General features: G+C 37.8%; 16 protein-coding genes and 1 tRNA gene. 14 read left to right on the top strand and 3 right to left on the bottom strand.

The genetic code is table 11. From position 1 onward, the window contains the following. Positions 1-2 precede the first annotated feature (2 nt). Together ABS301_RS12405 and ABS301_RS12410 are read right to left on the bottom strand one after the other, a co-directional pair. A complete protein-coding gene (locus tag ABS301_RS12405; RefSeq protein ID WP_349672511.1) occupies positions 3-1517 on the bottom strand; it encodes an ABC transporter ATP-binding protein in 1515 nt (504 codons plus the stop codon). A gap of 9 nt (positions 1518-1526) precedes the next feature. Next, on the bottom strand, positions 1527-2147 hold the full coding sequence (locus ABS301_RS12410; RefSeq protein ID WP_349672512.1) for a TetR/AcrR family transcriptional regulator: 621 nt from the start codon (positions 2145-2147) through the stop codon (positions 1527-1529). Positions 2148-2481: 334 nt separating this feature from the next. Between ABS301_RS12410 and ABS301_RS12415 the strand changes: the two genes are divergently transcribed. The 9 genes from ABS301_RS12415 to ABS301_RS12455 all read left to right on the top strand — a co-directional run bounded on the left by ABS301_RS12415 (position 2482) and on the right by ABS301_RS12455 (position 9615). Continuing rightward, positions 2482-2554, top strand: a tRNA-Gly gene (locus tag ABS301_RS12415). 193 nt (positions 2555-2747) lie between these two features. Continuing rightward, complete coding sequence (locus ABS301_RS12420; protein WP_349672513.1) at positions 2748-3410, top strand: Crp/Fnr family transcriptional regulator; 663 nt, start codon at positions 2748-2750, stop codon at positions 3408-3410. 96 nt (positions 3411-3506) lie between these two features. Further along, positions 3507-4691: an ABC transporter substrate-binding protein gene (locus ABS301_RS12425; RefSeq protein WP_349672514.1), complete on the top strand. Its 1185-nt coding sequence runs from the start codon at positions 3507-3509 to the stop codon at positions 4689-4691. Further along, complete coding sequence (locus ABS301_RS12430; RefSeq protein WP_349672515.1) at positions 4688-5713, top strand: FecCD family ABC transporter permease; 1026 nt, start codon at positions 4688-4690, stop codon at positions 5711-5713. Before ABS301_RS12425 ends, ABS301_RS12430 begins: the two co-directional genes overlap by 4 nt. Further along, entirely contained in the window at positions 5710-6519 is an 810-nt protein-coding gene (locus ABS301_RS12435; protein WP_349672516.1) for an ABC transporter ATP-binding protein, read from the top strand. The genes ABS301_RS12430 and ABS301_RS12435 overlap by 4 nt, the downstream gene beginning before the upstream one ends. Continuing rightward, positions 6516-7355 carry a Rossmann-like domain-containing protein gene (locus tag ABS301_RS12440; RefSeq protein WP_349672517.1) on the top strand — a complete coding sequence of 280 codons (840 nt, stop codon included), beginning with the start codon at positions 6516-6518 and terminating at the stop codon, positions 7353-7355. Before ABS301_RS12435 ends, ABS301_RS12440 begins: the two co-directional genes overlap by 4 nt. A gap of 22 nt (positions 7356-7377) precedes the next feature. Beyond that, positions 7378-8037, top strand: a complete 660-nt coding sequence (locus tag ABS301_RS12445) for a cupin domain-containing protein (RefSeq protein WP_349672518.1) — start codon at positions 7378-7380, stop codon at positions 8035-8037. A gap of 339 nt (positions 8038-8376) precedes the next feature. Then, a complete protein-coding gene (locus ABS301_RS12450; RefSeq protein ID WP_349672519.1) occupies positions 8377-8973 on the top strand; it encodes a hypothetical protein in 597 nt (198 codons plus the stop codon). A gap of 234 nt (positions 8974-9207) precedes the next feature. After that, entirely contained in the window at positions 9208-9615 is a 408-nt protein-coding gene (locus ABS301_RS12455; RefSeq protein WP_349672520.1) for a VOC family protein, read from the top strand. 52 nt (positions 9616-9667) lie between these two features. On the opposite strand, the gene ABS301_RS12460 is transcribed toward ABS301_RS12455, so the two are convergent. Further along, a complete protein-coding gene (locus tag ABS301_RS12460; RefSeq protein WP_349672521.1) occupies positions 9668-10603 on the bottom strand; it encodes a substrate-binding domain-containing protein in 936 nt (311 codons plus the stop codon). A 237-nt stretch (positions 10604-10840) separates the two neighbouring features. Between ABS301_RS12460 and ABS301_RS12465 the strand changes: the two genes are divergently transcribed. The 5 genes from ABS301_RS12465 to ABS301_RS12485 all read left to right on the top strand — a co-directional run bounded on the left by ABS301_RS12465 (position 10841) and on the right by ABS301_RS12485 (position 14279). Further along, positions 10841-11362: a DUF6886 family protein gene (locus ABS301_RS12465; RefSeq protein WP_349672522.1), complete on the top strand. Its 522-nt coding sequence runs from the start codon at positions 10841-10843 to the stop codon at positions 11360-11362. Positions 11363-11391: 29 nt separating this feature from the next. Next, complete coding sequence (locus ABS301_RS12470) at positions 11392-11913, top strand: cysteine hydrolase family protein (RefSeq protein WP_349672523.1); 522 nt, start codon at positions 11392-11394, stop codon at positions 11911-11913. Between the two features lie 79 nt (positions 11914-11992). Further along, the gene (locus tag ABS301_RS12475; RefSeq protein ID WP_349672524.1) at positions 11993-13048 is read left to right on the top strand and encodes a BtrH N-terminal domain-containing protein; all 1056 of its coding nucleotides are present in this window, start codon (positions 11993-11995) and stop codon (positions 13046-13048) included. A gap of 45 nt (positions 13049-13093) precedes the next feature. Further along, a complete protein-coding gene (locus ABS301_RS12480; RefSeq protein ID WP_349672525.1) occupies positions 13094-13732 on the top strand; it encodes a GyrI-like domain-containing protein in 639 nt (212 codons plus the stop codon). Positions 13733-13760: 28 nt separating this feature from the next. Beyond that, positions 13761-14279, top strand: coding sequence for an HXXEE domain-containing protein (locus ABS301_RS12485; RefSeq protein WP_349672526.1), 519 nt, complete (start codon positions 13761-13763; stop codon positions 14277-14279).

Raw genomic sequence — 14279 nt, forward strand, 5'->3', positions numbered from 1 at the left:
TCCTAATTCCCCTTTCCTGCCATTGCAAGTGAGATTTGTTCAATGGGAGGGTTAACTCCTGAGTAGGTTCCCATGACCTGACCCTCGAACATAACCAGAATCCGGTCTGATAAATTGAGTATTTCATCAAAATCAGCACTGATTAACAGAATCGAACAGCCCCGATCCCTGGCAGCGGCCATAGTATCATGAACATAACGGGCGGCGCCGATATCCAAACCTCTGGTTGGATGAACCGCGATCAGAAGTTCCGGGTCATTTTCCATTTCTCTGGCAAGTATGATTTTCTGCTGGTTTCCTCCAGATAAGTTTCGCACCTCCTGCTCAATGGAGGCGCAGCGGATATCATTTTTTTCCTTCATTTCAAGTGCAAAGTTTGTAATGGCTTTGTTCTTTAAGAGTGCTCCGTGTCCGTAGGAAAAACGGGCTTCTTCTGTGGCTTTTAAAATCAGATTTTCCCTGACTGTCATATTGCCGATCAGTCCCATCTTATTACGGTCCTCCGGAACATGGGAAACGTGGGAGAGAATAAAGCCGTTTGGTGCAAAACGGGATACGCGGGATGCTTTTAACAAAACCTCTCCCTCTTCAGGTGCAATAATTCCGGCTGCAAGTTGTGCAAGCTGTGACTGACCGTTTCCGTCCACTCCTGCGATGCCAAGAATTTCTCCCTTTCGTACGGTAAGGCTTACCTGATTTAAACCGTTGTGTTTCTGCTGCTTTTGATAGCTGATATTTTGAAAGCTTAGGACTTCATCTCCGTCAGAGGTAACCTTCTTATAATTACTGGGCACCATTTCCCTACCAATCATTAAATTAGCCAGCTGAGTGCCGTCAGTATCCTCTTTATTTAAAGTGGTGATAGTCTCGCCTGCCCGCAAAATGGTGATCCTGTCGCTGATGGAAAGAACCTCTCTCATCTTATGGGAAATAAATATCACGGATTTTTGCTCTCCAGTCAGTTTGCGGATTATGGAAAAAAGTCCTTCTGCTTCAATGTCGGTAAGTGCAGCTGTGGGTTCATCAAGAATAAGAAGTTCCGCTCCCCGGTAAAGGGCTTTTAATATTTCCACACGCTGCTGGGCTCCAACGGAGATTTCAGTGATCTGCTTGTCCAGTTCCACGTCAAGGCCGTATTTTTCAGAAAGAGCCAGGATTTCCTTTCTTACCTGATCCTTTTTGATGAAGACAGAGGAATCCTTCCGGCTTCCCAGAATAATGTTTTCCAATACAGTCATGGCCTCTACCAGCATAAAATGCTGATGAACCATGCCAATGCCCATTTTTACCGCCGCTTTTGGTGAGTCAATTTTCACTTTTTCACCACGCAGATAAATGGTTCCGGCAGTAGGCTGGTATAAGCCGATTAAAATATTCATCAGGGTGCTTTTTCCTGCTCCGTTTTCTCCCAGCAGAGTATGTACCTCACCCTCCATTACAGAGAGATTGATATTGCGATTGGCATATACATCCCCAAACTGCTTGGTAATCTGCTCCATTTTCAGCAATTCCTTCATTGGTTCCTCCTAGCCTCTGATCTCTCTGATCAGGATTGATTTGCAATAAGCAAAATAAGAATCTAAATCAAAAGCGTCTTTATCAACCAGAAACTGAACCGCGGCCCCCTCCAGCAAAGAAACCGCAATCCCGGCAATCAGATTCTGTTTTGCAAAAGGCATATCTGGTGCAAATATTTCTGCGATTTCCCTGATTTCTGTTCTCCAGTTCTGATAGGAAAGACAGAATTCCTGATGCATATCAGGATCCAGGCGGGACTGGTTCCAAAAATCAAGCTCTGCCACATCGTATTTATTATCGATTAGAATGGTGTAAATCTTTTGTTTTATAAAAATGTCCAGGCGATCTTCCAGAGTCGCTTCCGGACCAATACCTGACTGATAAATGGATTGCTGGCGGATTTCGCGGTAACGGTTTAAGACTTTTTTCTGAACAGCAAGGAGAAGCTCTTTCTTACTGTTGTAATAATAATGAATGTTGGATTGAAATAAATTTGCTCTTTCTGCCACCTGCCGGATTCTCAACCCGCTAATGGTTTTTTCCTGAATGATGGTGAGGGCTGCATCCAGAATTCTGTCCTCTGTTGAAATGCTGCAGGGTTGTTCTTCTATTGATAAAATTTGCCCCATATCATGCCTCCCTTTTGGTCAGATGACCAATTTCTTGCATTATACGGAACCCTTAGTATGGTGTCAATGAAAAATCAGAATAATTGGTTATATTAAGCATTGGATTAAGAATATAAAAGAATGGCGCTTGAAAATTAATGAAACTAGGAAAATAATAAGGGCTAATGGGTGAAATTTCCAGCATTTAATTAAGATAATTGATTGGATAAAGTTTCCTGTTTTTCTGAAATAAACCTTTGTTTTATATTATTTCTGTTATAAAAAAATTTACAAATATATTGCAAATTCCTACTGTATATGATATAATGCCAGTGTTGTGAAATGAATATTTTATGCGCGAGTGGCTCAGTTGGTGGAGTACGACCTTGCCAAGGTCGGGGTCGCGGGTTCGAGTCCCGTCTCGCGCTTTTATTAATGAATAGCCGGAACCTTGGTTTTACAAGGGTTTCAGGCTTTTTTTGTTTAATTGAAATGTCTTTTTTGGGGTAGACCGGGCGCCCTTGCCATCTTTCATGTGAAGCAATAACCTGTATTTATTTGACAAAGGATATAAAATGAGATAGAGTTAGATGAGACTAACACACTGCATACGGAGAATAAATGGAACAATACTATGGTATTTTAAGAGAATCTGATCTATTTCAATTGGCCGATGATGAGACGATAAAACATGTTCTCTATTGTTTAGAGGGACATATCAGAATCTATGGCAAGGGTGAAATAATATATCAATATGGAGATATGATATCAAATGCTGGTATGGTTCTGGAGGGAAAGGTGAAACTGATTGTACCGGGAACGATAGGAGATGACTCTAGTATAAAGGTGGCAATCCCTTCGGATTCCTTTGGCTGCTCCCATTCCTGTATTACAGACCAGCCATCTCTTGTGACTGTGATTGCATGCAAAAAAACAAAAATCCTGTTTTTAAAAATGTCAAAGCTTTTTAGTCAGGAGGCAATCAGCTGTAGATTTGCTTCGCTGGTAACTGCTAATTTGTTAAGACAGACCGCTTTAGCCAATCTCGAACAAAATAGAAGAATCCATATTATGAGCAGGCGTTCAATACGTGACAAAATTTGGGCACTATTAAAATATACTCCTCTGAAAGGAGATAGATGCCTGATCGATATGAACAGACAGGAAATGGCAGACTATCTCGGTGTTGAGAGAAGTGCATTATCAAGAGAGCTTAGCAGAATGAAAAAGGAAGGCTTTATAGATTATAGAAAAAATGTATTTATAGTAAATAAATATCAATAAAAGGATTCATTTCGTTGCAGTTGCAATGGAAATAATCCTTTTTTTCGTATAGACTTATATATGAGTTAGTTATAACTAACGGACGAGGAGGATATTATGAGATTAAGATTTAAAGCAACTTCACTTTTATTAGCATCATTGTTGTTATTAACCGCCTGTGCTTCTAATAATAAGAACAATACGGCTGTCTCATCTGGGGCAGAAGCAGTATCTGAAGAATTTGTCACTGCTGCGGAAGAGAATAAAACAGAATCCAAAGCAGACAACGGGCAATCAGGTACTCATATAGTAACAGATCATGCCGGAAATCGTATTGAGGTTCCAAATAAGATAGAACGAATTGTAATCGATCAGATTCCGATATTGTCTACCTATATGGCATATTTTAAAGGTTCAGCACCTCATATCGTCGGATATAGCGGTTCGTTTAAGGAAACCATATCAGACACAGCATTAAAGAATATTGCGCCAGAGCTGCTTGAATCATCGGACACAGTATATGCGCAATCGGAGCTGAATATTGAGGAGATTATAAAGCTGAAACCAGATGTGATTTTCTATAATGCTAATAATAAAGAACATGCACAAATACTGGCTTCAAGTGGAATCCCATCCATAGGATTTGCGACTGTAGGTGCAGATTCCCCAGCAGATCCTATTATAAGGTATAAGGAGTGGCTGCTACTTCTTGAGGATGTATTTGAAGAGAAGGGGAAGATGGATGACTTTATTGAAGCGGGCAATAAGATTATTAAAGATGTGGAAACAAGAATAGGAAATATACCGGAAGATGAGCGTCCGAGTACAATGATTTTATTTAAGCTGATCGATGGTGTTCCACAGGTTTCCGGCAAAGGTGTATTTGGTGATTATTGGCTGCAGCACCTGGGAGTTAAAAATGTAGCAGAGGAGACAAAGGGGTTCGCACAGGTTAGCTTTGAACAAATATATGAATGGAATCCGCAGGTACTATTTTTAAATGGACCGGGTCTTTTAAAGCTGAACAGGCAGGATGTGATAGATAATAAAATTGAGGGTGTAGATTTTTCAACAATACAGGCAGTTAAAGAGGAACGTGTATATAACACAACACTGGGAATGTGGAACTGGTTTACCCCGAATCCGGATGCACCTCTTGTATTAGCCTGGCTTGCATGTAATACTTATCCGGAACAATTTTCAGACTATCCTCTGGAAACAGTAATACGTGATTATTACAAGAACTATTATGGATATGAAATTACTGAGGAAGAAATGAAGGGAATGCTTCAATTGCGATGAAAAATACAGTTTGGATCAGACATAACAAATTCACGATTGCTGCAATACTGACAATGTTTCTATTGCCCATTGCTACGGCACTTATAAGCTTGTGTATCGGAAGAATGAATCTTTCTATTATAGAGGTAATTCATACCTTAACCGATGCAGCAAGGGGAAATAGACAGAGCCAGAACTATTCCATAGTCATAAATTTAAGAGCGCCAAGAATTATTATGGCAATCATTGTTGGCGCTGGTCTTACATGTGCGGGAAATGCGTTCCAGTCACTTTTTTCTAATCCGCTGGCAACACCAGATGTTCTGGGTGTTACAAGTGGAACCTGTGTGGGTGCGATCATTGCCATTATTATGTCCATGGGTATTATGGAAACTCAGCTGCTTGCATTGGCTTTTGGCCTTTTTGCTGTATGGATTACGATGATGCTTGCAGGAGATAGAAACGGTCAGTCAGTAGTATTTCTTGTGCTGGCTGGAGTCATTATATCGGCTTTGTTTAATGCAGTAGGCTCATTGCTGAAATATACTGCTGATCCTTTGGATAAACTTCCTGCGATCACCTATTGGCTGATGGGAAGCTTTACTAGTGCATCCTATAAAAAAATTATGGTAGGCTCACCGCTTATACTTGCTGGAATTGCAGTGATCTATCTGATGAGATGGAAATTAAATATATTATCACTGAGTGATGATGAGGCGAGAGCAAGCGGAATGGATTTAAAGAAAACACGATTAATTTTCGTACTGGCGGCTACAGTCATAACGGCTTCCTGTGTTTCAATGTGTGGACAGGTTGGTTGGATCGGGCTTTTGATCCCCCACTGTTCAAGAATGTTTGTAGGAAGTAACAATCGTTATGTGGTTCCTGTAGGAATCAGTATTGGTGCAAGTTTTATGATTATTATTGATACATTTTCCAGAAGCATTAGTGTAATTGAACTCCCGTTGTCAATCCTCACTGCAATTATCGGGGCACCAGTATTTATATCATTGCTAAAAAGAAATAGGGGGAGCTTACATTGATACTTGAAGTACAGAATGGGAATTTTGGCTATCCACGTCAGCAAAAGATATTAAAGAATATTAACTTTAAATTAAACGAGGGCAGAATTCTATCGGTGCTTGGCCCCAATGGAGCAGGCAAGACAACACTTTTGAAATGTATGGTTGGGCTTTTGGACTGGGGGGATGGAAAAAGCTTTTTATATGGAGAGGATATAAAATGTATGAATTCAAAAAAGCTGTGGTCGAAAGTTTCCTATATACCCCAGTCTCATACATTTGCATTTTCAATTACAGGCCTTGAGATGGTGGTTCTTGGACGTAGTGCACATCTTGGGGTTTTTGAACAACCAAGTATCAAAGATATAGAGATGGCCAAAGAAATAATGAAGCAAATAGGAATAGAGAGACTGGCAGACAAAGACTGCAACCATATGAGCGGAGGAGAACTGCAGATGGTGCTCATAGCAAAAGCACTGATCAACAAACCTGATCTTATTATTCTTGATGAGCCGGAAACCGGTCTTGATTTCCATAATCAGATACTGGTGCTGAGTCTGATTGAGCGTATGGCACATGAGGAAGGGATTTGTGCTGTTATGAATACACATTATCCTGCAAATGCAATTTCTATTTCTGATGATACGCTCATGCTCAATCATACTGGCGAATATGTATACGGACAAACCCAGCAGATTCTGAATGAAGAGAATATTTCAAAAGCATTTCATGTAAATGTTGCAGTAAATGAATTTCAATATAACGATGGTATCGTAAAGAGCATCGTTCCAATATCAATTACCAACGATACAGGAGGAAGATTATGAACGATTTAAGGATAGCAATGAAAATGATACAGAAAAACTATGAAAAATATAAGGAAGCTGTGCCAATCATAAAAGAATTTATAATGGGATACCGATGGTTCATGGTATCTGATACCAATGACAGATTATCCATGTCACTGCGAGTGGGACAGGAGAAGAGTTTTGATGAATATGAGAATCTGCTAAAGTCCTTAATTGGCAGACCGGCAGATGATTGTGTTTATGAACTTATGGAACGGTCTGATCCCGAACTTAGGACAATAGCGGCTTGCTTATGCAATCTTTTAAGCAAGCCATTTAACTCAGCAGACAGGCTGAAGGACAGAGGAATTATCAGAACAGAAGGGCGTTTATTTGATTATGAAGTAAAAGATAAAAAGGTTGGAATCATAGGTTATGGCCTGTATAATGAAGTATTTCTTGGAAAGTGTAAGGAATTTCATGCTTTTGATTTTAGGGATCCAAAAGGAATTTTAAATTATAAAATCGGAAATGAGACGAAAGTATATCCGGAAAACATCCATTGGCATCTTGGAGATAATGCGCTTTTACATAAAGAGGTACTTGAAAGTCTGGATATTGTAGTAATGACTGGATGCACAATCGTAAATAACACCTATATAGATATCCTGGAGGCATGTAAGCATGCAAAAATCAGAGGAATATATGGTCCAAGCGCTGAACTGTGCCCTGAATATTTGTTTAATCTTGGATATAATTATATATTCAGTGCTTCAGTAAAGGATAAGGAAGCTTATTATAAGTCTACATTTGCAGCAATTCCGGAAGGAATGGATTTATCTTATATGGATTGCTATGAGCTTAGGCGTGTCTGATCAATCGAAGGAGGCAGTTATTTTGCAGACAGAAGTATATTCAATTTCAGAAAAGCATGTGCCAAAATCGGGAATGACAATATCAACAAATGTGAAAATAGGAAAAACGTCTAAGGTACACCACTTTTCACTTGGAAGCGGCACGGATATAAGTAAAGAAGCTTATAATAATCCAGTTATCTACATTGGTGCCTATGGAACTGGCATGTTTGATATTGGGAAAGACGGTAATTGTAAGCTGCCCATGAATTCACAAAATATTATTTTTTTACATGAGGGAACATGGTGTGGAGTGAACTCCGTAGGAGAAAAGGGGCTTATCTACACAGAAATACTATTTGAAAAGGAGATTAAAATGAACGAAATTTTAAAAGCCAATGAGGTATTTGATTTAAAAAGTCTGATAGACTATGAAGAGGGAAGTATCGTTAATATGGACCTTGTATCTGGCGAAGGAATAAAGTTTATGATACTATCGTTTGATGATGGCTGCATGCTTTCTGAACACAAAGCCCCTGGTGATGCATTGTTTTTTGCACTGGAAGGAAAGGCAACCATTGGCTATGAAGGAAAAAAATATAATATAAAAGAGGGTGAAAATTTCCGCTTTGAGAAAAATGGACTTCATAGTGTGAAAGCAGAAGGGAAATTTAAAATGGCGCTTCTGCTCAATAAAGAATAAGCTTAGAGAATTACGGGTCCGAGTCCCGTCCCGCACTTTTTTATTTGTAGCGGAAGCCTGGGTTTATGAAGGCTTCCGCTATTTTTGAGTGCCTGTCAGCCTTTAGGTAGTATGATTTACTCATATCAAGTTCTTTTAATCCGGCAAATGAAAGCGCCTGTTCACTGTTATTTTATTTGTTGTAATGCTTTGGATATTACGCTGTTTTGCTATGTTGTTAAAAAATAGACTATGCTATACTCATGAATAAGTGAGCAAGAAATCCTACTGGGTAATGCTTGGCAACATTAGGATTAAGCACCTGCTTGATACAATGTAAGAAAGTCAGGGAAAAATAGCATGAAAAAAAGAGGTTTTATTGTAATATCTTTTATTTTATTAACTTTAATTACAATAAGTATTGCTATGAATCAGAAGAAAGTTATTACTGATACAGATGAATATGGTATGTTTAATGGTTTTAAAGGGTATAGTAATTTAGATATTTTTCCAGAACAAATACCAGATAAAGGTACGGGTACTCAATATTATTTTGAGTACAAGGATGAGATTTTTGATCCTTATTATCAAATATATCTAAAATGTACTTACGATACTCCCACATACTCTGATGAGGTCAAACGATTAGCACAAATAAAAGAAAGCTACCAGGGAATTACACAGAAGATACGTTATAATACAGAAAAATTTGGATATCCGGCGTATGTTGCTATCTATGGGGATGACGGATGCTATGAATATGCACTTTTAGATGAATATAACCAGACTATTATTTATATATTTACTCAATGGGCGAATGCAGATGATATAAAATTTGAGAATGCTTACTTACCGCATAACTTTATGGCAGATACAGAAGATTCTTTTTCAATTTACATGTTTGATTTAGGTGACGGAGGACGTTATGTTGCAGATGATAAATACAATAGAAAGTAAATGCACCTTAAACACGTTGACAGGACCAGGACAATTCATTCTTTAGTAATTAAAACTTATGGTACATCAGGTACTCCGCTGAGTACGGACACTATAGGGTGAAATATCTTTAACGCTATTTACATGGTCATTTAATGAATTACTGTACATAGAAAACTTAATATTGATAATAGATAGTAATGGGTGTATTCTTAATTGAAAAGATTAGTTTTGAAGAGGAGATAAATATATAAAATGAGAAAAAGCTTTCTTCACCATATTTGTATACAAACTAACGACTATGAGCAGTCGTTAAAATTTTATTGTAAGATGCTTGATATGGAAATAATAGAGGAAACACCTGATTTCCATGGAAGAGAGTATAATACATGGATTAAAAATGACAGCCTTTGTATTGAATTACAGACAACAAAAAATGAACGACAGTTTGATCAAATAGATGATGAACATACGGGTGTCTCTCATATTTGCCTTTGGGTAAATGATATAAATCAATTATATTATGAACTCGGTGAAAAAGGAGCCCATTCATTTATTAAACATGGCGCAAATGATATTTATGAAGTAAATGGTGGTAAATTATTTAAATTGAAGGCTCCGGAAGGTACAATTATTGAATTTAGAAATAAATTGGGGTGCTGACATACCTGTTGCACCAGTGCAGGGGTAATGATAGGATTGGCGTTGCCATGGCTTAAACTGGCGTATATCTATTAACTACAGTCACTCCGGTATTAATAAATTGTGAACCTGTATCTAATCCCCTTAATGCAGCAATTGCCTCAGCCATACCCAAATAGCCCATTGTAAATGGGCTTTGTACTAATACAGCTTTTATAATATTATTTCTTATCATTTCCTGTATGGTCTCTGTGATATCAAATCCAATACCGATAATATTTGTATTATTTTCTTTCAAAGCGTTTCCCATCCCTAACGTAGTACCTTCATTGGTTGAAAAGATACCAACTAGATTTGGATTGTCTCTTATATATTTTTTCGTAGCCTGTTTAGCTAATTCCGGGTCACCATTGGTGTAAATAGTATCTAATATTTGATATTTGCTAAACATATTAAAATAATCGCGGAATCCTAAATCCCGATTTACAGTCGTTCTGTTTTCAGGCGTTACCCCAATGACTCCTATTGAACCACTGGTGAGCCCAGCATCATCTAATTCGTAAAACATATTTTCTCCGGCTATCTTACCAGCTGCATAATTATCAGTAGCTAAGGTTACGATGGCTTGTTCAAATGCGGGTGCATCAACATAAATGATTTTTACACCCTTTGATTTTGCATCTTCAACTGAACTTGAAATTTTTATAGGATCACTGGCGGCTAACATGATTGCATCCGCTCCCGCTGCTACTGCATTGTTAAATATTTCGATTTGTTTATTTACATCTCTTGTCAGGGGGCCATCCCATACACATGTAACACCTAACATAGAAGCCATTTCTCTGGCACCATTATTCATAAAACTCCAAAATTGATCACTTTTATCCATTGTTATTAAATAAATTTTATAATTCATATATACCATTTGGTTCAATTCTGCATCATCCCTTATATTAATAATCAATTTATTTGTTGCTCCATTTCTGGTGCTGAGATCCTTTATCTGCAATTTCAGTTAATATTCCTACAACCGGCATTATTAAGCTTTGGAAGAATACATGGATATTCAATTATATGCGAGGGAGGTTGGGATCATTACTTGAGAACTGCGGTTACCACTACTAGAAAGACTTGTAATACAGGGGTTTTTTATTTACCTGTTGCATTTTACCCTGTACAGTTTTAAGATATTAGAAATGAAATTACTAATTATTGAGAAGATTATCTGAGAAAGGGTGCGTCTGATATGCGGCTGTTCCACGTAAGCGAGGATGGTAATATCAATATTTTTAATCCCAGAATTCCGGAAAGAGAGGACTTGGATAAAAGTGTTGGATTAGTATGGGCTATAGATGAAACGCATTTGCCAAATTTTTTGACTCCAAGAAACTGCCCAAGAGTAACTTACCATATAGGTGAACATACTTCCAGGCATGACAAAGAGGTATTTTTTACCTCACCTGAAATTCAGCATGTTGTTATTATTGAAAGTAGCTGGTTTCAAACTATGAAAAATACCCATTTATATCTTTATGAGTTTGCTCTGGAAGGCTTTGAAGTTCAGGATGAGATTGCAGGGTATTATATTTCCAGAGAGGCTCAAAAACCCATTGAAAAATATATTGTTAATGATTTATTCGAGGCTTTGTTAAAAAGAAATGTGGAACTTCGAATTATAAAGAATTTATGGGGTATATCTGATAAAATTAAAACTACAACATTAAATTGGTCGATATGCCGTATGGGATATGCCCAGCCAAGATTATAAAATTATAAAAGAAACCGGGAGAATTTATTATGAACTATGATGCATTAATAATTGTGGACATGCAGACGGCTTTGGTAGAAGCAGAACCTTACAACTGGGTGACTGTGGTAGAAAATATAAAGGAATTATTGGATACCTGCAGAAAAAAAGACCTCCCCATTATATACATTCAACACGATGGCGGAATTGGCGATGAACTGGAGCATGGCAGCATAGGCTGGACGATATACAAAGAAATAGCTCCGATGCAAAATGATAAAATATTTGAGAAACAGTATAACAGTGCATTTAGAAAAACCGGGCTTCATGAATATCTTCAGAAGATTGGTGTAAAAAACATTATTTTATGTGGAATGCAGACAGAGTACTGTCTGGATGTTACCTGTAAAGTGGCGTTTGAATACGAATATGAGGTAACCATACCTCAGTCGACAACTACTACATTTGACAATGCATTTGCAAGCGGAAAAGATTTGGCAGAATATTATGAAAACAAAATTTGGAACAACCGGTATGCAAAGGTTGAAAGCATGGAGCAGGTTTTAAAATAATTTGCTATTGACTCTCGCATAATGTGAGGGTTTATACTCCTGTTGTAAGAATGCTATAAGCGTCAGGAGGTTTGTATTTATGCAAAAGAAATTAATTAAGCTGGAGCATCATGTACACGACTATGAATGTATGTGGAATGGAATTGAGGATCTGTATATACGAGAAACTGGTGAAAAGCTTCCGCCAAATTTCTTTTTCACGCTCTCCTCTTTCGGATCATTCTGCTACATGAAAACGCCGAAATCTGACCTGAAACGAATGATTGCGCTTGGAGATGGACGCACGAAGCAGATGTATGAATTTCTTGCCCCCATTGTAGGCTTTGAATACAAACATTACGAATATAAAATGTTTGAGCAGGCGCTTAGAAAGGCTAAGTCAGAAATTGATGCTGGGTATCCTCCAGTTTTGGGGGCACTGGATATGTATGATCTGCCATACTATTCAAAAATTTATCTTAAAGAGCATATACCATTCCATTATGTTTTGATGATAGGGTATGATGAAGATGCACAATGCATAGATTTGCTTGATTGCGGGCGTAAGGAGGTTCATACACTTCCTTATACGCAGCTGCGTAAAGCCTGGAATTGCAGTTATTCAGGTTTATCTAAACCAAACACTGTCTGCACGGTCAGATTTTATAACGCAAAGACCAAATACCAGATTACTGAAGAATCACTTGCAAAAAAAAGTGAGATGTTTTTAAATCCCCAAGTAAACTTTACCGGCAGAAAAGGATTACAAAAATTTATATATGAATTGCCAAAACTAAAAAGTGAACTCACAAAGGAGGATTATGATAAGATACTCTTAAACCTGGTTATGTTTTTTGGTGCAGTACCCACAGTTCCTAACGTTCTTCGTGGAATTATGGAACCCGATGAAGTAAACTTCTATGGTGGTTTTGATAAAATGTGCTGTGTTCTTAATGATATGGGAAAAGAATTTGGTAATGAGACCTGGCTTAATGCATCCGTTATTTTTAGGCAGGGAGCCGTTATCATTTCAGATATAAAAGATATAATAGTAGCCTATCTAACTGGAGAAAAGGACAGGACCAACCAACTGCCAGAATTGTTTGCAAAGATAATGGAGATCATGACAGAGGGATTCATTCTTTTGGAAAGATAGTATTCTATATTGTAAGAATAATAAGTGAATAGTGGAGGTAAAAAAATGGCTTTTGATTATAAGAAAGAGTATAAAGAATTTTATATGCCGGGGAATACCCCAGAGATCGTAACAGTTCCAGTTACCAATTATGTTGCAGTAAGAGGCAAAGGAAACCCGAATCAGGAAGGCGGAGCATATCAGAACGCGCTGGGGATCTTATATGGGGTAGCTTATACCATCAAAATGAGTTATAAGGGTCCACATAAAATAGAAGGCTTTTTTGAGTATGTAGTTCCTCCTCTGGAAGGCTTCTGGTGGCAGGATGATGTCGCGGGGGTGGACTATTCAAATAAGGACACATTTAATTGGATTTCAGTAATTCGTTTGCCAGATTTTGTGACGAAAGGGGACTTTGACTGGGCTGTTACGGAAGCCGGTAAAAAGAAAAAAATGGATTGTTCATCGGCCGAGTTCTTAACGGTAGATGAGGGGTTATGCGTACAGATCCTGCACATAGGACCATTTGATGACGAACCTGCTACTGTTGCTATTATGGATGAGTATCTGGCCGAAAATGGGTATATGAATGATATGACAGATATTCGTCTTCATCATGAAATTTATCTTTCAGATACTCGTAAGGTGCAACCCTCAAAATGGAAGACAGTCATACGGCATCCTATAAAAAAGACCTGTATTTAACCTTAAATAAATTTTTGGGAGATATAAAATGAATGATATTAAGGCAATGGTGTGGTTATTTCCAATCCTCTTTATGTTTCATGATTTTGAAGAAATAATTTTTATGCAATCATGGATCAGTAAGAACAGAGATTATTTAACCCATAGGTTTCCTGCATTATCGAAAAAATTATCCTCTCATTTTGATCAAATAACAACCTCTGCATTTGCGCTTGGCGTGGCAGAGGAATTTATCATAATCAGTATGATTACAGTTGTTTCTTATATGACCAACTGGTATATTCTGTGGACAGGACTATTTATAACCTTTGCTTTGCATTTGGTAATTCACTGTTTTCAGGCACTGATTATACGAAAATATGTCCCGGCTGTTATTACAAGTATCATCTGCCTGCCAATCTGTATTTATATAATTGGCAATGGGGTAAAACTGTTTCCCCTGAATGAGGTTATCCTGTACTCTGTTTTGTCTTTTGCGCTTATGGTAGTTAATTTGATTCTGATCCACAAAGCTATGGAGGTTTTCAGCAAATGGTCAGCACAATAG

Source organism: Lacrimispora sp., from assembly GCF_031982545.1.
Lineage (GTDB): Bacteria > Bacillota > Clostridia > Lachnospirales > Lachnospiraceae > Lacrimispora.